Here is a 20436-nt window from a genome sequence, read left to right as displayed (position 1 = left end):
CGGAATGAAATTTGTAAAAAATGACCAGACTGCCGTTTTCGCCCTCGGCGGATTGGGCGAGATCGGGAAAAATACGTACGGGGTGCAGTTTCAGGATGAAATTGTACTGATTGATGCGGGAATCAAGTTCCCGGAAGATGAACTTCTCGGCATTGATTACGTAATCCCCGATTACACGTATTTAGTAAAAAATGAAGATAAAATTAAAGGTCTGTTTATCACCCACGGTCATGAAGACCATATCGGCGGTATTCCGTACCTGCTCAGACAAGTAAATATTCCCGTTTACGGCGGTAAACTCGCGATCGGCTTACTTCGGAATAAACTTGAAGAGCACGGGCTGTTAAGACAGACCAAATTAAACATCATCGGTGAAGACGACATCGTGAAGTTCCGCAAGACGTCTGTATCCTTCTTCAGAACAACACACAGCATTCCGGATTCATACGGAATCGTCGTCAAAACACCGCCGGGCAATATCGTACATACCGGGGACTTTAAGTTCGATTTCACACCGGTAGGCGAACCGGCCAACTTGACAAAGATGGCTGAAATCGGGAAAGAAGGCGTTTTGTGCCTGCTTTCTGACAGTACAAACAGTGAGGTGCCTGATTTCACCATGTCAGAACGCCGCGTAGGCGAAAGCATTCACGATATTTTCCGAAAAGTGGACGGCAGAATTATATTTGCGACATTCGCTTCGAATATACACCGTCTTCAGCAGGTGATTGAAGCAGCCGTTTTAAACGGCAGAAAAGTTGCCGTATTCGGACGCAGTATGGAATCGGCTATTGAAATCGGACAAAATCTCGGTTACATTACCTGTCCTAAAAATACGTTTATTGAGCATAACGAAATCAATCGTTTGCCTGCCAATAAGGTAACGATTTTATGTACGGGGAGCCAAGGTGAACCGATGGCGGCGTTATCACGCATCGCTAACGGGACGCACCGGCAGATTTCCATTAATCCCGGAGATACAGTCGTCTTTTCTTCCTCTCCGATACCCGGAAACACAATCAGCGTAAGCCGCACCATCAACCAGCTGTACCGTGCGGGCGCAGAAGTCATTCACGGTTCATTGAATGACATTCATACATCCGGACACGGCGGACAGGAAGAGCAGAAATTAATGCTCCGCCTGATCAAACCGAAGTTCTTTATGCCGATTCACGGTGAGTACAGAATGCAGAAAATGCACGTCAAACTCGCGACTGATTGCGGCATACCTGAAGAAAACTGCTTTATCATGGATAATGGCGAAGTGCTGGCCCTCAAAGGCGAAGAAGCCGCTGTGGCAGGCAAAATTCCGTCCGGCTCCGTTTACATTGACGGAAGCGGAATCGGTGATATCGGCAATATCGTGCTCCGCGACCGCCGCATTCTTTCAGAAGAAGGCCTTGTTATCGTTGTTGTCAGCATCAATATGGACGACTTTAAGGTTTCGGCGGGACCTGATTTAATCTCAAGAGGTTTTGTATACATGAGAGAATCCGGTGATTTGATCAATGACGCGCAGCAGCTCATTTCGAACCATCTGGAGAAAGTAATGGATCGGAAAACAACGCAGTGGTCCGAAATTAAAAACGAAATTACCGATACGCTTGCTCCGTTCCTATACGAAAAAACAAAACGCCGCCCGATGATCCTTCCGATCATTATGGAGGTCTAAAAAAACTGCACTCATTACGAGTGCAGTTTTTTTTATTGCAGCGGAATATGCTGAAAGGCTTTGACATCAAACAGACCGGCCGCCGTCATTTTAATATCCGGAATCACCGGAAGGGCTAAAAACGATAAGGTGAGAAACGGATTGAAATCACCGGTGAATCCGAGCAGAGGAAGCTTTTCATGAAGCACGCCCAAGCTGTCATTGACCCATTCCGCCGACTTATCAGACAAAAGCCCGGCGATCGGAAGCGGAACGGAGTGAAGCAATTCTCCGTTTTTCACGGCTGTTAATCCGCCCCCGGTGTCACGGAGCCTGTTGATTGCTTTTGCCAAATCGGCATCGTTTGTACCGACGGCGATGATATTATGGGAATCGTGAGAAATGGTTGTGGCGATGGCGCCTTCTTTTAACCCGAACCCTTGTACAATCCCGAGTCCTATCATTTTTTCGCCGCTGTGCCGCTCTGCTACGGCGATTTTTAATAAATCATTATCTGTATCAGAACGAAACGCGTCAGCAGACGGTGCAGGCACTTCTTTTTTTCTCGTCTCCAAATGATTCGGTATCATTTCGATTACTTTCATTTTCCTGCCCTCATGAATCGGCATATAAAAATCAGATTCAGTCAGCGGCGATTTCAACCGCACTGTATCCAACAGCGCCTGGTCCGGCGAATAGGAACCGGCAGACTGTTCATCAACCGTTCGCCCGTTCTCGGCAACGGTCCGGCCGGCGACCATGGTCTTCGTGACGGCAGCCTCCCGTACATCTGAAATAAACAGCAGATCTGCGTCAAAACCCGGCGCTACCGCCCCTTTTGTTTCAAGGCCGTAGCACTCAGCCGCATTTAAGCTGGCGAGCTGATACGCAAGGAATGGATCAAGTCCGGCCTTTATCGCCATTTTGACTTGGTGGTTCACACTTCCTTCTGAAAGCAGATCATCTACATGCTTATCATCCGTACAAAAGAAAAAGCGGCGCGCGTTTTTTTCATTCACCGCCGGCAGCACATTGAGCGTATTTTTTGCCACCGATCCTTCGCGCAGCATGACGTACATTCCCCGTCTGATTCTGTCCAGCGCTTCTTCTTTTGTCGTCACTTCATGATCATTTGACACCATTGCGGTTCTGTATATATTGATGATATCTGAAGACAGTCCGGCTAAATGCCCGTCGATCCGTTTTCCGTGACGCTTGGCATCAAGCAGTTTCTGAAGCATATCCTCTTCACCTTCCGCAACAGACACATAATCCATTACTTCCGCAAGCCCGAGCACCTCTTTCTCCTGATAAAAAGGCTTTAAATCCTCGGCTTTTAATACAGCTCCCGAGCGTTCAAAGCTAGCGGCGGGAACACAGGAAGGAAGCATGAAACGGATGTTCAGCGGCGCCTTTTTCGCCTGCTCTATCATAAATGAAATGCCTTTTGCTCCGGAAACATTCGCAATTTCGTGAGGATCAGTAATGACAGTCGTCACTCCGTGAGGGAGGACGGCTTTAGCAAATTCAATCGGAGTAACCATAGAGGACTCGATATGAACATGTCCGTCAATAAAGCCCGGAACGATCATTTGGCCTTCTGCATCAATGACTTCTTCCCCTTCATATTCGCCCAGCCCGACGATCACTCCGTCCGTAATGGCGATATCTGCAGAGATCCATTCCTGGTTAAATACATCCATGATTTTTCCGTTTTTAATGACGGTATCGGCTTTTTGTCTGCCGGCTGATGCATTCAGCCGTTCAGCCAGTGTTTCTTTGTTCAAAATGAGGCCTCCTCTTTTTCTTTATATGGTACAATATGCTATCGGATCGCCTGATCATAGTCAATAAAAATTGCAGAATATACCGCTTACATGATAAATGTCTTTCTATTCTGACATAATAAAAGACCGTCCTTTTACGGACGGCTTTTCACTTTGTATGAAGCACTCTTTTTTCAAATCGGGAAATGTCCGTAAGAGAGCCGATAACGATGAGAATATCTTCTTTTTGAATCATTTCAGTCGCCAGCGGAGATACGATCACTTCTTTTTCTCTCTTGATCGCCACGATATTAATGCCGTACTTCGCCCGGATGTCCAGATCAAGCAGTGTGTTGCCCGCAAGCCTGCTGTTGGCCACGATCTCCACAATGCTGTGTTCGTCGGACAGCTCCAAATAATCAAGCACATTATTTGATACGATGTTGTGGGCGATGCGTTTTGCCATGTCACGTTCAGGGTGGACGATGTGATCGGCCCCGATTTTCGCAAGCACTTTCTCATGATAATCGTTCTGCGCTTTAACCGTGATCGTGTTCACGCCGAGTTCCTTTAAGATCAGCGTCGTTAAAATGCTCGCCTGTATATTTTCGCCGATTGCCACAATGACGTGGTCAAAGTTGCGCAGCCCTAAGTTTTTCAGCACCGATTCATCGGTTGAATCGCCGATGACCGCGTGTGATGCGATTTTGGCGTATTCATTTACTTTATCTTCATCAATATCCATCGCCATGACCTCAAGGCCTTCTTCACTTAATGCTTTGCAGATACTTCCGCCGAAGCGTCCGAGACCGATAACGGCAAACTCTTTTCTCATAACAGTACTCCTTTAAACAATATCTCTAATAGGAATAGTATCACATTTTCGGCAATGAGTTCATATAGCGTTTAAGCTTTTCTGAAAAGGCGGGTGATAAATACAGGTCCGCTCCGCGTTCGATTTCTTCCTGATAGTGACCCGGAGGCGCAATTTCCTCAGCTTTATCAAGAACCAGAAACGTCAGGACGCCTCTGTATACACGGCCGCCGGCACACACTTCTATGAACGCGGGACGGTATGTGTGGTTATCAACACCTTCTCTTTTGTACAGATAGGTTGCCGCTTCAAACGGGAGCTTGTACAGCACGCCTTCAGTTCGTCCCCCGTCTTCAACAAGATCGGCTCTGGAACCGTCAGGACGCCTTAACGTGAATCTCGTCGAATACCCTTCAACAACCGCCCCTCCGACCGGCTCGGCAAAGAAGTGGTCGACCCCCGCCTGTTTAAACCGGGCATTGTCCATACAGGAGCCGTAAGCAAAATAATAAACCGGACTGTCATCCTCCCGTTTCATAAAACGGTATTCTTTCCAGTCTCCGCTTTTGATACGGCTGAATGAGGCACACTGGTCGGGCTTTACGACATATGCGAAGGCGGTTTTATTCCCGGCATCCGTCGTCACGGCAACCTCTTTCCGGTCAAAATCAGCATAATACATATCCAGCTTACGGATCATCTGATGATCTGTTTCATACAATTCCCCGTACACAAAAGCTGTTTCTGCTAAAGACGCCGCAGGCTGACCTTTATCCGTTTCGTACAGCACACCGTTTATCGCGGCCTGCTCGCACACACACGGAGCGCCTTTCAGCAGTTCATGGTTTTCTTCACGCTTCCGTAACAAACCGTATACAAAAAGAAGCAAGTTATTTTTCCTCCTTTTGGACAGCAGCCGCTTCTAACGGCAGAATCACCTGAAACGTACTGCCTTCTCCATTTTTGCTCTTAATGTTAAGTTTACCATTATGCTCCTTCAGAATTCGCAAACAAATCGGAAGCCCGAGACCCGTTCCCTGATCTTTTGTTGAGAAAAACGGTTTCCCGATGTTTTCAAGCTTTTCTTTCGACATGCCGTTTCCTTCATCCTGTATGCTGATCACCGCGTATTCTTCATCCCGTTCTGTATAAATATGAATATTCCCGCCGTCAGGCATCGCTTCAATCGCATTTTTAATAATATTGATAAATACCTGTTTCAGCTGGTTTTCGTCACCGTTGACCATACAGGACTCAGTCTGCCTGAAATCCTTCTCAATCACAGTGTTCGACAGCACCGCGTTCGTGTCAAGAAGCGTCGCCACCTGCCTTAAAATATGGTTGAGATGATGAGCGGTAAACGTCACGGTCTGCGGCTTGGCGAGCAGAAGCAGCTCCCCCAGCACGAGATCAATCCTTTTAATCTCCGAAAAAATAATATCGAAATAATCCGTTCTTTCCGGATACTGGGCTTTCATCAGCTGGAGAAAGCCGCTGACTGACGTTAAAGGATTTCTTACTTCATGGGCGATTCCTGCCGCAAGCTCTCCGGCAATGGCCAGCTTTTGAGATTGCATGGCAAGGCGTTCGTTCGTTTCCAGAAGCTCGTCGACCGCTTTTTTCCGTTCACTGATATCAGACATCGTCCCCAGGCTCCCGACAAATTTCTGTCTGCGGTCATAATACAGCTTATAATGGACTTCCCCCCAAAAAATCGTGCCGTCTCTTTTAATATATTTGGCCGTAAACATTCCTGACGGGGACTGCTGCTTGATTTGGGAGATAATATAATCAATGATATGTTTTTCTTTTATAAAATAATCATTATACATCGTGCCCATACATTCGCTGATGGAGTGGCCCGTAATCGTCGTCCAGGCCTGATTCAAATATGTAATATTCCCTTGTGAATCCGTCTGAAAAACGATTTCCTGCAAATTGTCCATGATCCGGTTTTTCTCATCTGAAAGCGCCTTTGCTTTCTGCTCGCTGTCCTTCAGCTCCGCCAGCAGCTGCTTTTTATTGTCCACATAATAAGCCAGCAGCCAGACGCTGATTAATGTGACGGCGGTAAAGGTGATGTCAACGGGCCAGTTAATCGGATTCCGTTCAATCATATAAAATAAATAATCCCAAAACATAATAAAAATCATTGCCAAGATTAAGGAAATGATACGCGCTTGATATTTTCCCATAGTCCCACCTGCCGCTAGCATTTCTACATATATTGTAACATTGTTGACTGCATTATTGACTAAAAAATGATAACTATTCCCAATTAATTGAGCAGGTTCGCTTACTTTTCCCGTGAGTTTTTGCACAAGTTCATAATAAAAGGACGGAATGATGCCCCGCCCTTTTTGCTGATTATGATCTATCTTTTAACGCTTCCTCGATTTCCTCAAGCAGCATTTTCGCTCCTTCAGGACTTAAAATAATTTTGCCGTTGCCGTACTCCTGATTTTCGGAGGTAATTTCCCCGGTCATTAAGCAAATGCCGTGCGGCTTGTATTTTTTTAAGACAATTTTGTCTCCGTCAACGAAAAATTCAATACTATCTTTAATAGCGATATCCAATGCTCTTCTCAATTCAATCGGCATGACAATACGCCCGAGTTCGTCTACTTTTCTTACTACACCAATTGATTTCATAGAAATCCCCTACTTCCTTTAATGTCTCTTCTTTATGTCCAAGGAAAATCCTTCATAAACGTAGACGAAAGGAACGGAGCAAAAGTTTCTCAGCATCCGGAAATGAATGTTTTTTACAGAAAAAAAGCCTTTTGAAGTACGGGATACAGACTTTCCCTCCTTTTTTACAAAAACATTTCATTCCCGGCGGAAACCCCCAAAAATCGTGGTTTTTCTCAGAAACTTTAAATGTAGAATCAATTAAATCAGGATAGGGATTGGGTGAAAACATGTTTCAATCAACTGAGATCGGAATCGACTTAGGAACCGCTAATATACTTGTTTACAGTAAAAATAAAGGTATTATTTTAAACGAGCCTTCCGTTGTCGCTGTAGATACAACAACGAAAGCGGTGCTTGCCATCGGAACGGATGCCAAAAGCATGATCGGAAAGACGCCGGGGAAAATCGTCGCCGTACGGCCGATGAAAGACGGTGTCATTGCTGATTATGATATGACAACTGACTTATTAAAACACATTATGAAAAAAGCCGGAAAAAAAATCGGAATGACCTTCCGCAAACCGAATGTCGTCGTCTGCACGCCTTCAGGCTCAACAGCCGTTGAACGCCGCGCCATCAGTGACGCTGTCAAAAACTGCGGAGCGAAAAACGTTCACTTGATTGAAGAACCCGTAGCCGCTGCAATCGGGGCCGACCTCCCTGTTGACGAGCCGGTCGCAAACGTCGTCGTAGATATCGGCGGCGGTACGACTGAAGTCGCCATCATCTCATTCGGTGGCGTCGTATCCTGCCATTCGATCAGAATCGGCGGCGACCAGCTTGATGAAGATATCGCCTCGTTCGTCAGAAAAAAATACAACCTGCTGATCGGGGAACGTACGGCAGAACAAGTGAAAATGGAAATCGGATTTGCATTGATCGAACATGTGCCGGAAACGATGGAAATCCGCGGGCGTGACCTTGTAACCGGTCTGCCGAAGACAATCAGACTGCAGTCTAATGAAATTCAGCACGCGATGCGTGAGTCGCTCCTGCATATTCTTGAAGCGATCAGAGCGACGCTTGAAGATTGTCCGCCGGAGCTCAGCGGTGATATCGTTGACCGCGGCGTCGTGTTAACCGGCGGAGGCTCCCTTTTAAACGGGATGAAAGAATGGCTGACAGATGAAATCGTCGTTCCCGTTCATTTGGCGGCAAATCCGCTTGAATCAGTGGCTATCGGCACTGGGCGTTCATTAGACGTCATCGACAAGCTGCAAAAAGCGATTAAATAATAAGATTGTGCTTCTTTTTTCTCCGGCCGGCTCATATTGTGAGAACTGGAGAAACATTAAGGAGGAAGCATATGCTTAGAGATGTGGGAAGACGCGTAGCAGTAGCCGTCATTTTAAGCGGAATTATTTTGGGGGGTATGAGCATTTCACTGGCCAATATGCCCCATTCTCCGGCCGGCGGCGCCGTAAAACTGAATCACCCGTAAAGACGCAGCAAAAGCTGTGTCTTTTTCGTTTGTGCTCCTTTCTTTCCTTTATGAGGCGTTATTTGATATGATGAGAAAAACCGATGAGGAGGAATGAACGATGAGTTCGTTTACTGAAAAGTTAAATACATATGCTCAGCTGGCGGTAGAAGTCGGCGTCAATGTCCAAAGAGGACAGCATGTCGTAATCAATGCCTCAACTGATGTCCGGGAACTTGTCAGACTGCTTGCCAAACATTCTTATGAAAAAGGCGCAAAAAACGTCACCGTAAATTGGCAGGACGATGAACTGTCCAGATTAAAATACGAGATGGCACCTTTTGAAGCGTTTGAAGAGTATCCTGAATGGGAAGCAAAAGGAAAAGAAGAGCTCGCGAAAAAAGGGGCTGCGTTTATTTCTGTCGTCTCATCCGACCCCGACCTGTTAAAAGGCACTGACGGCAAACGGATTGCAGCGTTCCAAAAAGCCGCCGGAAAAGCATTGCATACATACAGACAATATATTCAATCAGATAAGGTCAGCTGGACGGTGATCGGAGCTGCTTCAACAGGCTGGGCGAAAAAAGTGTTCCCGGATCAGCCGGAAGAAACAGCCGTTCAGCTTTTATGGGAAGAAATTTTCAAAACGACCCGCGTAAATGAAGAAAACCCTGTGGAAGCATGGAAAAAACATGATCAAAATCTTCATGAAAAAGTGGAACACCTGAACAAAAAACATTACAGCGCCCTGCATTATCAGGCTGAAGGAACAGACTTAACCATTGAACTGCCGAAAAAACATGTATGGGCAGGCGCGGGAAGCGTGAATGAAAGCGGTCACGAATTCATGGCCAACATGCCGACAGAAGAGGTTTTCACCCTTCCGCAGCGTGACGGGGTGAACGGCACGGTTTCCAGCACGAAACCGCTGAGCTACGGCGGCAACATTATTGATAACTTCACTCTTACCTTTGAAAACGGCCGCATTGTCGATGTGAAAGCTGAAAAAGGCGAGGAGATTTTAAAAGGCATCGTCGAAACCGATGAAGGCTCACACTATCTCGGTGAAGTGGCCTTAGTGCCTTACGATTCACCGATTTCACAATCAAATATTTTATTTTACAACACACTGTACGATGAAAACGCCTCTAACCACTTGGCGATCGGCAGTGCGTATGCCTTTAATATTGAGGGCGGCAAACAAATGACACGGGAAGAGCTTGTTAAAGAGGGCTTAAATGAAAGCATTACACACGTAGATTTTATGGTCGGTTCCAAAGACATGAATATCGACGGTATTACCGCGGACGGGAAAAGAGAACCGATCTTCAGAAACGGAAACTGGGCATTTTAATAAAAAAAGGAGGCGATCAGGCCTCCTTTTTATTTCGCTTCATACATTTGCAAGTTGGCGCAGACGGTTTCCAAAACAGGTGTATCAATTGACAAGCCTTTCGCTTTCTCAAGCAAAAAGCCGTGTAAATGATCACCTTCCGTCACCCTGCCCTTTTTCATATCTCTCAGCATCGACGATTTCATATGGTAAGACATGCTTGTCAATGTGCGATAACTCTCTTCTTCCAGACCAGGATCTTTCGGGATGCCGGCAGCCTTGAAAATGGCTCCGATTTCAGCAAAGAGGCGCTTTGCCGTGCTGCGGCCGCCTTCTGTTTCTAAAATCGGTCCGACCGGCTGTTGAAACAGAGTGGTCACTCCCGCCTGCGCGGCAATAAACATATATTTTTTCCAAATGTCCTTTTCAATATCCCCGCTGATGATGACATCCGCTTTCACGCCTGCAAATGCGTTTTCCAGCTCGTTCATACGTTCTGTGCGCTCCCCGTTCCATTCACCGAAAACAAAGCGGTGGGCAGCGCTCGTATGAAGAATTTCCCCTTTGTCGTTAAGGGCGCTCTCAATAAAGCAGAGGCCGCCCAGCACCTGCCGTTTTGAAAAAGCTTCAAACAGCTGGTTATAGTGCCTGTATCCGTTTAAAAAAGGAATAATGACCGACGAAGGTTTGACAAACGGTTTGACATCCCCAATGACGTCCTGCAAAGAATACGCTTTTGATGCGATGATAACGGCGTCAAACTCTCCATCTTCGCCCGCCATGATTATTTTCGGCTTGATTGAAACATCACCATTTGCACTTTTGACGGTCAATCCCGTCTCTTTTAATTGTTCCGCCCGCTTCTGACGGACGAGAAACGTAACGTCATTTCCCTTTTCTGCAAGTCGCGCGCCGATATATCCGCCCACTCCCCCAGCTCCGACAACTAAAAACTTCATGATGCATTCCTCCGTCTCTTTTCAATTTATGTATTGCCTTTATTGTAACGGGAAGTCAGAAGATTGAAAACTTTTTTCATAAATAAAAAAGCAGAGTCTCCCCTGCTTCTTTATTACGCGTATAGCTCTTCAAGCTTTTTCTGCACATCCGCGTTTTCAAGAAATTCGTCATAAGACATTTGTTTATCAACAATGCCTTTAGGCGTTAATTCAATGATGCGGTTGGCAATTGTCTGTACAAACTGATGGTCATGAGATGAAAACAGCATAGCGCCTTTAAAGCTGATTAAGCCGTTGTTAAGCGCCGTAATGGATTCCAAATCTAAGTGGTTTGTCGGTTCATCCAGAATTAAGATATTCGCGCCGGAAAGCATCGCTTTTGAAAGCATGCAGCGCACTTTTTCTCCTCCGGAAAGGACGTTTGATTTTTTGTTGACTTCTTCTCCTGAGAACAGCATGCGTCCTAAGAAACCGCGCAGAAAGCTTTCGCTTTGGTCATGCGGCGAGTATTGGCGGAGCCAGTCGACAAGGTTCGCATCGCTGCCGTCAAAATATTCGCTGTTGTCTTTAGGGAAGTACGCCTGAGAAGTGGTCACGCCCCATTTAAATGTGCCGCTGTCTGCTTCCATTTCCCCGGAAATGATTTTAAACAATGTCGTAACGGCAAGTTCGTTGCGGCCCGTAAATGCAATTTTGTCTTCTCTGTTCATAATAAAGCTGACGTTATCAAGCACCTTAACCCCGTCAATCGTTTTTGTTAAGCCTTCAACCCGCAGCACGTCATTTCCGATCTCGCGTTCCGGCGTGAAATTGACATAAGGATAACGGCGTGATGACGGTTTAATATCATCAAGCGTGATTTTATCAAGGAGTTTCTTTCTTGATGTCGCCTGCTTTGATTTAGAGGCGTTGGCGCTGAATCTGGCCACGAACTCCTGAAGCTGTTTAATCTGCTCTTCTTTTTTCTTGTTGGCTTCCTGAGAAAGCTTTAAAGCAAGCTGGCTTGATTCATACCAGAAATCATAGTTGCCGACGTACACTTGAATTTTATTAAAATCAAGATCGGCGATGTGCGTGCACACTTTATTTAAAAAGTGACGGTCATGGGATACGACGATGACTGTGTTCTCAAAGTTGATTAAAAACTCTTCCAGCCACTGAATCGCTTTCAGATCCAAGTGGTTGGTCGGTTCATCAAGCAGCAGAACGTCCGGCTTGCCGAACAGCGCCTGTGCCAAAAGCACTTTCACCTTTTCTGAACCGCCTAAGTCGGCCATTTTCTTCGTATGCAGGTCTTCAGAGATGCCCAGCCCCTTTAACAAAATAGCGGCTTCACTTTCAGCTTCCCATCCGTTTAATTCCGCAAACTCTCCTTCAAGTTCAGCGGCGCGGATGCCGTCTTCATCTGAAAAATCAGGCTTCATATAAATCGCGTCTTTTTCCTGCATGACTTCGTATAAACGTTTATGCCCCATGATGACGACTTTCAGCACTTCACAGTCTTCATATTCAAAGTGGTTCTGCTTCAGAATGGCAAGACGTTCGCCCGGGCTCATATGGACATCGCCGGTCTGCGGCTCCAGCTCACCGGATAAAATTTTCAAAAATGTTGATTTTCCGGCACCGTTTGCGCCTATTAATCCGTAGCAGTTGCCCGGCGTAAATTTAATATTGACATCTTCAAATAACTTGCGATCCGCAAAACGCAAGCTCACATTATTTACAGCAATCATTTAGAATCCTCCATCGTGTCTATCATCATTAAAAGTATACCATGAATAAAGGGGAAGAGAAATGTTTCCCTGCGAATATACGGGTTTGAAAAGATGCAGGCGTCAAACCCGGAGCGCTGTGATACAATAGATATATATACATATTCATCACGGAGGAACAAGTTGAAGCTTTTAACACTCACAGAATACTGTCTTATGATTTTCTTCACCGGGGTTTTTCTGGCCGTCACAGGCTTTACGGCACGTGACATCGGCTTGTACGTCGGAATCGCCCTCATTTATACGTTTTCGCATCTCTTTTCAAAACGGATGCTTGAAAAACGCGGCAAAGAGAAGAAGCAGGTGAATCTTTTTTTCAGCGTTCTGGCCATTGTCGGATCAGTGCTGGCCACAGTATTGTTCATCGCCGTCGCCGCCTCGTTTGCCAAATAAAAAACGCCTGCTGTCCGAATCGGGCAGCGCGGCGTTTTTATTTTGTCTGACGCATATCATGAAACGGGAAGAACACAAACTTCGAGGTGCCGACGATCCGGTTTTCGGCAATTAAACCGAGTCCGTTCCGGCTGTCCATTGAATTCAGCCGATTGTCGCCCATGACGAAGTATTTGCCTTTCGGAACCTTTACGGGGCCGAAATCTCCCGTCAGGTTGACTCCCAGTTTTTTCGCTTCTTTTTTATTGCTCGCGAGGTACGGTTCTGCGATTTTTTTGCCGTTTATATAAAGCGTGTCATTTTTCATTTCCACCGTTTCTCCCGGTTTTCCGATGAGCCGCTTTACATAATGGACTTTCGATGTATCGCCGTTAATAATGACGATGTCCCCCCGCTCGATTTCTCCGATATAATTGACGCTTTTGTTGACAAACAGTCTTTCACCGTCATGTAATGTCGGGTACATTGATGATCCTTCCACTAAGTACGGTTCAAACAGGAAATGGCGGATTAACAGCGCAAGTGCAACCGCTATAATGATGGCCTTTCCCCATTCCCAATATGTGTTGGATTTTCTTTTTACCGATTTTTCAGAAGTAGGTTTTTGTTCTTCAGTCAACGTGGTTCCTCCTAGACGATCACTGTTTCGGTTCATGTACCATCTTTACTTTATCACAACTCATCACAAAATACATAACGCTTCTATGCGCATATGATTGAAAAAAGCGCCCGTAAAGGACGCTTTTCGCTTATTTCTCTACTACCGGTTTTTTGATGATTCCCAAGATAACCGCAGTTACAATCGCTCCGATCACGATGCTCATTAAGTAAAGCAGCGGATGGTTCGTAATGAATGCAACGAATATTCCTCCGTGCGGTGCAGGAAGCGTTACCCTGAAAAACTCTGTCAGTCCGCCCGCTACCGCAGAACCGACAACGGCTGCAGGGATGACGCGAAGCGGATCAGCCGCTGCAAACGGGATGGCGCCTTCTGTAACGAAAGCTGCTCCCATGAAGTAGCACGTAATACCGGCTTCACGGTCACGTTTAGAGAATTTGTGTTTAAAGAATGTTGTCGCCAGTGCGATTCCAAGCGGCGGAGCCATTCCGCCCGCCATGATGGCCGCATGCGGCGCATAGTTTCCGGCATCGATCATCGCGATACCGAAAGTGAATGCCGCTTTATTGAGCGGGCCGCCCATGTCGATAGCCATCATACCGCCTAAAATAATCCCCATTAAGACAAGGTTTCCAGTTCCAAGGCTTTCAAGCCAATTTGTTAAGAAATTCATAAACGCTGCTACAGGTGTGTTAATGACAAACTGCATCAGGACACCGGTGATAAAAATACCGAGCAGCGGATAAATCAATACAGGTTTTAATCCGTCAAGAGTCTGAGGGATAAAGACAAACAGCTTTTTCAAAAGGACTACGACATAACCGGCTAAGAATCCGGCAATCAGTCCGCCCAAGAATCCGGCATTCGCCTGCGTAGCCATAAATCCGCCGACCATACCCGGCGCAAATCCCGGACGGTCCGCAATACTCATTGCGATGAATCCGGCAAGAACTGCAACAATCAGCTTTAACGCATTACCGTCACCGATAAAGTTCAGCGCGGCAGCAAACGTGTTGTATGTCGAATCTTTCGGATCAGCTGAATGAATTCCCCAGAAGAATGAAATCGCAACGAGAATTCCGCCGCCGACGACAAATGGCAGCATGTTGCTGACACCGCTCATTAAGTGTTTATAGAAAGTACTTCCGATGCTTGTGCCTGATTTCTGTTTCGGGCCGTCTTCATTTGAAGCGGAAGATCCTCCGCCGCTGCCCTCGTAAATCGGCGCATCTTGGTTAACGGCTTTTTCAATCAGTTCCTGTGGACGCCTGATACCGGCCGTCACAGGCACTTGAAGAACATGTTTGCCTTTAAAGCGCTCCATTTCAACCTGTTTATCAGCCGCCACGATAATCGCAGGCGCGTCTTCAATTTCTTGAGCCGTCAGCTTATGTTTAATACCGCTTGAGCCGTTTGTCTCGACTTTAATGTCAACGCCGAGCTCTTTCGCTTTTTCTTTCAGTGCGTCAGCTGCCATGAACGTATGAGCGATACCTGTCGGGCATGCCGTAACCGCAAGGATTTTCCCTTTTCCTGACGGCGCTGCCTGTTCTTCCTGCTCTTCTTCTTCCTCATCGTCATCTTTGTCATGCTGATTGATGATGTCAATGATCGCATCTTCTGATTCAGCTTCAAGAAGCTGTTTGCGGATTTCCTCACGCATAAGAAGCGTTGAAAGTCTTGATAATGCCTCAAGATGCGTATTGTTCGCTCCTTCGGTTGCCGCAATCATAAAGACCAGGTGTGCCGGCTGACCGTCTAATGATTCATAATCCACACCATCTTTTGAACGGCCGAATGCGATGGCCGGGTTAATGACGCTCGCCGTCTTCGCGTGAGGAATGGCAATGCCTTCGCCGATTCCCGTCGAGCTTTGGCTTTCACGATTTAAAATGGCTGCTTTGTAAGCCTCTCTGTCATTTAATCTGCCGGCTTTGTCAAGCACTGTCACCATTTCATCGATAACGTTTTCTTTCTCTTTGCTTTCTATATTGAGATGAATTGTATCTCTTGTTAACAGCTCAGTTATCTTCACTTTTCTTTCCTCCTCTATAGACGTGTGACTTTAACTTCAGGAAGAAGCTGCTGTACAAACTCTTCAGTTCCGAGTTCTTCAGAAAATGCCGTCGCGCTTCCGGAAGCAACTCCTAAACGGAACGCATCTTCCAAAGGCAGCTGTTTTGAAATTCCCGCAAGGAATCCCGCGACGACGGAATCACCCGCGCCTACCGAATTGACAAGCTTTCCTTTAGGAACATTGGCGAGGAAAACCGCCTCTTTCGTAAATAAAAGCGCACCGTCGCCAGCCATCGAAACAATCGCGTGTTCAGCGCCTTGTTCAATTAATTTTTTACCGTAAGGAACGGCAGCTTCGGCTGAATCAATGACCGTATTGAACATTTCCCCAAGCTCATGATGATTCGGCTTCATCAAAAACGGTTTCATTTCTGTCGCTTTCATCAGCGCTTCACCGGAGATGTCCACCACTACCCGGGCATTCTGCTTTCTGCATGCCTCAGCAATTTTTTCATACGTGTTATGCGGCAGGGAGGAAGGGATGCTTCCCGCTAAAACGACGATGTCTCCCTCTTCCAGAGCGGAGAACTGTTCTAAAAAGGCATTGAACACTTCGTCTGAAATCGTCGGGCCCTGTCCGTTAATTTCCGTTTCATCGCCCGTTTTCAGTTTTACATTTATACGCGTGTCTTCATCCACCTCAGAAAAAGCCGTTTCCAGACCTTCCTGCTGCAAAAATGACGTGATATAATTTCCGGTAAATCCGCCGACAAACCCCAATGCTCTTGACGGCACATGGTGTCTTTTCAGTAATCTCGAAACGTTGATGCCTTTTCCGCCGGGATACTTCGTGTCATAGCTGGAACGGTTTAAACCGCCTACGGCAAAATCTTCAACGTGAACGATATAGTCAACAGACGGATTGAGGGTTACAGTGTAAATCATGGTTTCACTACCTTTACGACAGTTTTTTCTTGGTAATTATCGAATGCAAGTTCTTCAGCTTCAGTGGTAATGATAGCTGCATCGCCCAAGGCGGCGAACGCTGCGAAAGAAATCTCGCCGAATTTAGAAGGATCGGCTAAAACATACGCATTTTTCGCCTGTCTCACAGCCTTTGTCTTCAGAAGAGCCTCATCCGGATCGGGTGTTGTAAAGCCGGCTTCAATGTGCACGCCGTTCACCCCGAGAAAGCTTTTGTCAAAACGGTACTGGCTGACCGCCGTTAATGAGGCGCCGCCGATCATCGCACCTGTTCTATGCTTCACATATCCTCCGAGAAGATAAAAAGGAATCCCTTTCCTTATTAAAGCGTCGATATGCATAACCCCGTTTGTGACAACCACAATGTCCTTTGTATGATCTATAAAATCAATCATGTGCAATGTAGTTGTTCCCGCATCAAGGTAAATACAGTCACCTTCTTCTAATAAAGATGCCGCTTCTTCAGCGATCTTCAGTTTATCCTGAAGGTTTTTGGAGGATTTTTCAAGCATATCGGGTTCTTGCCTGCTGTTGGAAAGTTTAGACGCCCCGCCGTGAACGCGCTTTAAAAACCCGCGCTCTTCAAGTGTTGATAAATCTCTTCTGATCGTTGATTCAGAAGCGTTTGTCATGCTTATCAGCTCTTGAATCTTCACCACATCTCGCTTTTCAATCTGATCCATAATCAGCTGATACCTTTCAGGAGTGAGCATATTCCGCCTCCTTTGAAAACGTATTCATTTCGGCTGCAAGATAATTGTAAACGCTTTTTTTACTTCAAGCAACTAAAATCACTCAAATTCATTCAATAACTATCAAAATCTTTCACATTTGTTCATATTAACGTATGTACATAGGGTTTGTAAACTGTAAATTCGACAAAAAGGGGGACAATTGTATGACATTTTCTTTTTATCATAAATGAAAAAAGTCTATTATATTCATTCAATCATTAAAACACAAAAAACCCCATGCAGACTGCATGGGGCGCCGGTTATTCATACCGTAACGCTTCAATCGGATCTAAGCGTGATGCTTTGTTGGCGGGCAGCATGCCGAAAATGACACCGATCAGCATACTGAACAGCACGCCGATACAAACCACCTGCCAGGAAACGAGCGACGGCCAGCCTGCGATAAGGGAAACGAGTGTTGCTCCCCCGTAGCCGAGACCGATTCCGATTAAGCCGCCGATTAATGTAAGCACAACAGATTCAATTAAGAATTGTGTCAGAATCTGTCCTCTCGTGGCACCGAGCGATTTGCGGATGCCGATTTCTCTTGTCCGTTCCGTCACTGATACGAGCATAATATTCATGACCCCGATCCCGCCGACAACGAGAGAAATACCGGCGATCGAACCGATGATCGTCGTCATAACGGTCGTGACCTGACCGATTCCCGCCGCGATTTCTTCCATATTCATGACTTGATAGGCCTCTTTTGTACCGTGATTGTCATTTAAGAGACGGGCCGCTTCTTTTCCTGTTGTTTTGATTTGATCAGCGGACTCCGTCTGAACGGAAACGTTGCTGTAGTCGTTAGTACCGAAAGACGTTTTCAGCATGTTGAACGGCACATACATTTCACTGAGTCCTAACGATAAAAAGCCGCTCTCTTCTTTCAGTACGCCGATTACTTCTACGGGCTGTCCGCCGGCCCAGACGATTTTTCCGAGCGGAGACGTTTTCCCGAACAGCTTTTCAGCCATTTTTTTCGAGATGATTCCCGCTCTTTTCCCGGAAAGAAAATCATTGTCCGTAAATGTCCGTCCATCTTGAACGTCCAGCTTTTTTACGTCCAAGTAGCCGCTGTTAATGCCGTTCAGCGTAATATCCGTGTCTTCTTCATGGTAACGGGCCGTCATGGATTTTACCGCGGAAGCGACAACCTGCTTTACGCCGTCCACTCCTTTTAATCCATTAATATCTTCTTCTGTAAAACTCGCTTGCTGTAAGGCGTTCGGATTGGCTGTTAATTCTTCATCACTCGGCAGGTAAAACAATTCAATCGTATTGCCCGGCCCGCTGATGGATTGCTTCAGCATTTGCTCTCCGCCCTGGCCGACAGCCACAACAACGATTACTGAACCGACGCCGATAATGATTCCGAGCATTGTCAGAATCGATCTCAGCTTGTGAGCTCTTACGGAACTGAGGGCCATCCGGAGATTTTCTGACAGGCTCATTCCCCCACTCTCCTCTGCTCAGAATCGCGGGAAACGATCATGCCGTCACGGACGAAAATCACTCTGTTTGTACAGTCCGCCACTTCAGGCTCATGAGTGACAAGCACCACGGTCACGCCCTCTGCATTAAGCTCTGTGAACTGCTCCATAATGGAAATGCTTGTTTTCGTATCCAGCGCGCCGGTCGGTTCATCAGCTAAAATGAGCTTCGGTTCGTTCACGATGGCTCTTGCAATCGCGACACGCTGCTTCTGGCCGCCGGACAGCTCATTCGGCATGTGACGCATCCGATCCGCCAAACCGACTTTTTCCAGCGCGTGCTCAGCCCGTTCCTCACGCTCTTTTTTGCCGATACCGGCATAGATCATGGGGAGTTCGACATTTTTTCTTGCATTCAATCGCGGCAGCAGCTGAAACTGCTGAAAGACAAATCCGATTGATTTGTTCCGGACCGCCGCAAGCTCTTTTTCGGTGCATGAAGAAACATCTTCGCCCGCAAGCCTGTAACTGCCGGACGTCGGTCTGTCCAGACAGCCGATGATATTCATAATCGTAGATTTTCCCGATCCCGACGGTCCCATAATTGACACATATTCTCCTTCTTCAATCGTCAGGTCGATTGAACGGAGAACATCAAACGTCTCCTTGCCGATCTGATAGCTTTTTTTCACCTTTGAAAGCTGAATCATCTATGCTTTCACATCCGTTCCGTCAGTCAAACCGTCAGCCGGATTCAGAATGACTTTATCATCCTTTGAAAGCCCCTCTTTTATCTCCGTAAGCTGATTTGCGGTATCGCCGACTTTAACTTTCACGCGTTTGGCCTTCCCGTCTTTTACCGTAAAGACCCAGTGCTCATCTCCGTCTTTTTTGACTGCGGAGGACGGCAGCGTATCGGCTTTCCGTTTGTCGGTTTCAATGTTCATAATTAATTTAAATCCCGGCTTGCCTTCCGGAAGGTTTCCGATCAGCTTAACCTGAAACGGGTACTGGACGGCTTGTTCCGTGCTTTCCCCCGAAGCAGCGCTTGACTTTTGATCCGGAACGAGGCCGACAGCCGCCACTCTCCCTTTCCACGTTTTGCCGGGGATGGCGTCTGAGGTGATTGTAACGCTTTGGCCCTTTTTCACTTTCAGCGTGTCGTATTCGGACAAATTGCCGGCAACGACCAGGTGTTCCGGGTCTCCTATATGTATAACCGGTTCTTGAATATCCGATTTTTTAGAAGCCGCTTCTTGATTTACCGAGATAACCGTCCCGTCCATCTCACTCTTAACATTGAGATTCGACACTTGATTTTCAAGAGACTGCTTTTGCAAATCAGATTGCTTTAATTCGATTTCCGCCGTTTTTTGCTGAAGCTGCAGATCAGTCCGTTCGGATTCAATTTGTTTTTTGGCTTCCGCTTCTCCCACTTGTTTTGCCAGATCTTGTTCCTTGCTGTTTAATGCTCTGAGTTTTTCTTCAACTTGTTCGATTTGCATCCGTTTTGATTGTTCTGTCAACTCATTTTGTTCTTTATCAAGGTTGAGCTGCTCATTTGTATAAGTGACTAACGACGACCCTTTTTTTACTTTGTCGCCTTCTTTTACTTTCACTTTATCAAGAGTTCCTTTATCTGCTTCATAAAAAACATACTGTTCTTTAGAGAATTTAAGTGTTCCCGGAACCATAACCGTAGATGAGATTTCTCTGTTTTCCATGGTTCCGGTTTCGATTTTTTTTCCGGCGCTGCCGCCCGCGGGAGCGGCAGACTTATAAATATTGATACCGATGAATACTGCAACAATTACGGCGATGCCGATTCCGATCCAAATTTTTTTCATG

Annotated in this window: 19 protein-coding genes; 5 read left to right on the top strand and 14 right to left on the bottom strand. The window is 46.3% G+C overall.

The window, feature by feature from the left end:
• The first annotated feature begins 4 nt into the window (after positions 1-4).
• The gene (rnjA, locus tag ACWJJ4_RS12385; RefSeq protein WP_007409649.1) at positions 5-1672 is read left to right on the top strand and encodes a ribonuclease J1; all 1668 of its coding nucleotides are present in this window, start codon (positions 5-7) and stop codon (positions 1670-1672) included.
• 32 nt (positions 1673-1704) lie between these two features.
• Here rnjA and ade read toward each other — a convergent pair whose 3' ends face one another.
• From ade to ACWJJ4_RS12360, 5 genes are all read right to left on the bottom strand, one after another.
• The gene (ade, locus tag ACWJJ4_RS12380; protein WP_070081756.1) at positions 1705-3438 is read right to left on the bottom strand and encodes an adenine deaminase; all 1734 of its coding nucleotides are present in this window, start codon (positions 3436-3438) and stop codon (positions 1705-1707) included.
• A 148-nt stretch (positions 3439-3586) separates the two neighbouring features.
• The gene (gene ktrC, locus ACWJJ4_RS12375; RefSeq protein WP_003154554.1) at positions 3587-4252 is read right to left on the bottom strand and encodes a Ktr system potassium transporter KtrC; all 666 of its coding nucleotides are present in this window, start codon (positions 4250-4252) and stop codon (positions 3587-3589) included.
• Between the two features lie 40 nt (positions 4253-4292).
• Entirely contained in the window at positions 4293-5120 is an 828-nt protein-coding gene (locus ACWJJ4_RS12370) for a gamma-glutamylcyclotransferase (protein ID WP_077722153.1), read from the bottom strand.
• Between the two features lies 1 nt (position 5121).
• A complete protein-coding gene (locus ACWJJ4_RS12365; protein ID WP_014304932.1) occupies positions 5122-6426 on the bottom strand; it encodes an ATP-binding protein in 1305 nt (434 codons plus the stop codon).
• 172 nt (positions 6427-6598) lie between these two features.
• Complete coding sequence (locus ACWJJ4_RS12360; RefSeq protein ID WP_024085249.1) at positions 6599-6883, bottom strand: AbrB/MazE/SpoVT family DNA-binding domain-containing protein; 285 nt, start codon at positions 6881-6883, stop codon at positions 6599-6601.
• A gap of 269 nt (positions 6884-7152) precedes the next feature.
• On the opposite strand from ACWJJ4_RS12360, the gene mreBH reads away from it, so the two are divergent.
• The 3 genes from mreBH (at position 7153) to ACWJJ4_RS12345 (ending at position 9699) form a co-directional block, all read left to right on the top strand.
• The gene (gene mreBH / locus ACWJJ4_RS12355; RefSeq protein WP_003154558.1) at positions 7153-8160 is read left to right on the top strand and encodes a cell shape-determining protein MreBH; all 1008 of its coding nucleotides are present in this window, start codon (positions 7153-7155) and stop codon (positions 8158-8160) included.
• Positions 8161-8231: 71 nt separating this feature from the next.
• Positions 8232-8366, top strand: coding sequence for a protein YkpC (locus tag ACWJJ4_RS12350; RefSeq protein ID WP_003154559.1), 135 nt, complete (start codon positions 8232-8234; stop codon positions 8364-8366).
• A 100-nt stretch (positions 8367-8466) separates the two neighbouring features.
• A complete protein-coding gene (locus ACWJJ4_RS12345) occupies positions 8467-9699 on the top strand; it encodes an aminopeptidase (protein WP_070081754.1) in 1233 nt (410 codons plus the stop codon).
• 29 nt (positions 9700-9728) lie between these two features.
• Here ACWJJ4_RS12345 and ACWJJ4_RS12340 read toward each other — a convergent pair whose 3' ends face one another.
• Complete coding sequence (locus ACWJJ4_RS12340; RefSeq protein ID WP_070081753.1) at positions 9729-10637, bottom strand: ketopantoate reductase family protein; 909 nt, start codon at positions 10635-10637, stop codon at positions 9729-9731.
• A 113-nt stretch (positions 10638-10750) separates the two neighbouring features.
• Positions 10751-12370 carry an ABC-F family ATP-binding cassette domain-containing protein gene (locus ACWJJ4_RS12335; RefSeq protein ID WP_003154562.1) on the bottom strand — a complete coding sequence of 540 codons (1620 nt, stop codon included), beginning with the start codon at positions 12368-12370 and terminating at the stop codon, positions 10751-10753.
• 162 nt (positions 12371-12532) lie between these two features.
• On the opposite strand from ACWJJ4_RS12335, the gene ACWJJ4_RS12330 reads away from it, so the two are divergent.
• The gene (locus ACWJJ4_RS12330) at positions 12533-12802 is read left to right on the top strand and encodes a hypothetical protein (RefSeq protein WP_021493749.1); all 270 of its coding nucleotides are present in this window, start codon (positions 12533-12535) and stop codon (positions 12800-12802) included.
• A 37-nt stretch (positions 12803-12839) separates the two neighbouring features.
• On the opposite strand, the gene sipT is transcribed toward ACWJJ4_RS12330, so the two are convergent.
• The 7 genes from sipT to ACWJJ4_RS12295 all read right to left on the bottom strand — a co-directional run bounded on the left by sipT (position 12840) and on the right by ACWJJ4_RS12295 (position 20435).
• A complete protein-coding gene (sipT, locus tag ACWJJ4_RS12325) occupies positions 12840-13457 on the bottom strand; it encodes a signal peptidase I sipT (protein WP_369719103.1) in 618 nt (205 codons plus the stop codon).
• A 94-nt stretch (positions 13458-13551) separates the two neighbouring features.
• Positions 13552-15456 (bottom strand): PTS fructose transporter subunit IIABC, encoded by a 1905-nt coding sequence (locus ACWJJ4_RS12320; protein WP_204530522.1) that lies wholly within the window; start codon positions 15454-15456, stop codon positions 13552-13554.
• 14 nt (positions 15457-15470) lie between these two features.
• A complete protein-coding gene (gene pfkB, locus ACWJJ4_RS12315; RefSeq protein ID WP_454021669.1) occupies positions 15471-16382 on the bottom strand; it encodes a 1-phosphofructokinase in 912 nt (303 codons plus the stop codon).
• Entirely contained in the window at positions 16379-17134 is a 756-nt protein-coding gene (locus ACWJJ4_RS12310) for a DeoR/GlpR family DNA-binding transcription regulator (protein ID WP_014417627.1), read from the bottom strand. Before ACWJJ4_RS12310 ends, pfkB begins: the two co-directional genes overlap by 4 nt.
• A gap of 281 nt (positions 17135-17415) precedes the next feature.
• Entirely contained in the window at positions 17416-18609 is a 1194-nt protein-coding gene (locus tag ACWJJ4_RS12305; protein ID WP_071391893.1) for an ABC transporter permease, read from the bottom strand.
• Complete coding sequence (locus ACWJJ4_RS12300; RefSeq protein WP_070081750.1) at positions 18606-19298, bottom strand: ABC transporter ATP-binding protein; 693 nt, start codon at positions 19296-19298, stop codon at positions 18606-18608. Before ACWJJ4_RS12300 ends, ACWJJ4_RS12305 begins: the two co-directional genes overlap by 4 nt.
• Positions 19299-20435 (bottom strand): efflux RND transporter periplasmic adaptor subunit, encoded by a 1137-nt coding sequence (locus ACWJJ4_RS12295; RefSeq protein ID WP_043867055.1) that lies wholly within the window; start codon positions 20433-20435, stop codon positions 19299-19301. It abuts the gene before it with no gap.
• Between the last annotated feature and the right edge of the window lies 1 nt (position 20436).

The organism is Bacillus sp. JK62, assembly GCF_053663455.1.
This window is presented reverse-complemented; position numbering and strand designations above follow the sequence as displayed.

Coding starts and splice junctions, on each gene's coding strand:
- rnjA (WP_007409649.1), top strand. CDS start 5: ATGAAATTTGTAAAAAATGACCAGACTGCCGTTTTCGCCCTCGGCGGA.
- ktrC (WP_003154554.1), bottom strand. CDS start 4,252: ATGAGAAAAGAGTTTGCCGTTATCGGTCTCGGACGCTTCGGCGGAAGT.
- ACWJJ4_RS12365 (WP_014304932.1), bottom strand. CDS start 6,426: ATGGGAAAATATCAAGCGCGTATCATTTCCTTAATCTTGGCAATGATT.
- ACWJJ4_RS12360 (WP_024085249.1), bottom strand. CDS start 6,883: ATGAAATCAATTGGTGTAGTAAGAAAAGTAGACGAACTCGGGCGTATT.
- mreBH (WP_003154558.1), top strand. CDS start 7,153: ATGTTTCAATCAACTGAGATCGGAATCGACTTAGGAACCGCTAATATA.
- ACWJJ4_RS12350 (WP_003154559.1), top strand. CDS start 8,232: ATGCTTAGAGATGTGGGAAGACGCGTAGCAGTAGCCGTCATTTTAAGC.
- ACWJJ4_RS12345 (WP_070081754.1), top strand. CDS start 8,467: ATGAGTTCGTTTACTGAAAAGTTAAATACATATGCTCAGCTGGCGGTA.
- ACWJJ4_RS12340 (WP_070081753.1), bottom strand. CDS start 10,637: ATGAAGTTTTTAGTTGTCGGAGCTGGGGGAGTGGGCGGATATATCGGC.
- ACWJJ4_RS12335 (WP_003154562.1), bottom strand. CDS start 12,370: ATGATTGCTGTAAATAATGTGAGCTTGCGTTTTGCGGATCGCAAGTTA.
- sipT (WP_369719103.1), bottom strand. CDS start 13,457: ATGAACCGAAACAGTGATCGTCTAGGAGGAACCACGTTGACTGAAGAA.
- pfkB (WP_454021669.1), bottom strand. CDS start 16,382: ATGATTTACACTGTAACCCTCAATCCGTCTGTTGACTATATCGTTCAC.
- ACWJJ4_RS12310 (WP_014417627.1), bottom strand. CDS start 17,134: ATGCTCACTCCTGAAAGGTATCAGCTGATTATGGATCAGATTGAAAAG.
- ACWJJ4_RS12305 (WP_071391893.1), bottom strand. CDS start 18,609: ATGAGCCTGTCAGAAAATCTCCGGATGGCCCTCAGTTCCGTAAGAGCT.
- ACWJJ4_RS12300 (WP_070081750.1), bottom strand. CDS start 19,298: ATGATTCAGCTTTCAAAGGTGAAAAAAAGCTATCAGATCGGCAAGGAG.
- ACWJJ4_RS12295 (WP_043867055.1), bottom strand. CDS start 20,435: ATGAAAAAAATTTGGATCGGAATCGGCATCGCCGTAATTGTTGCAGTA.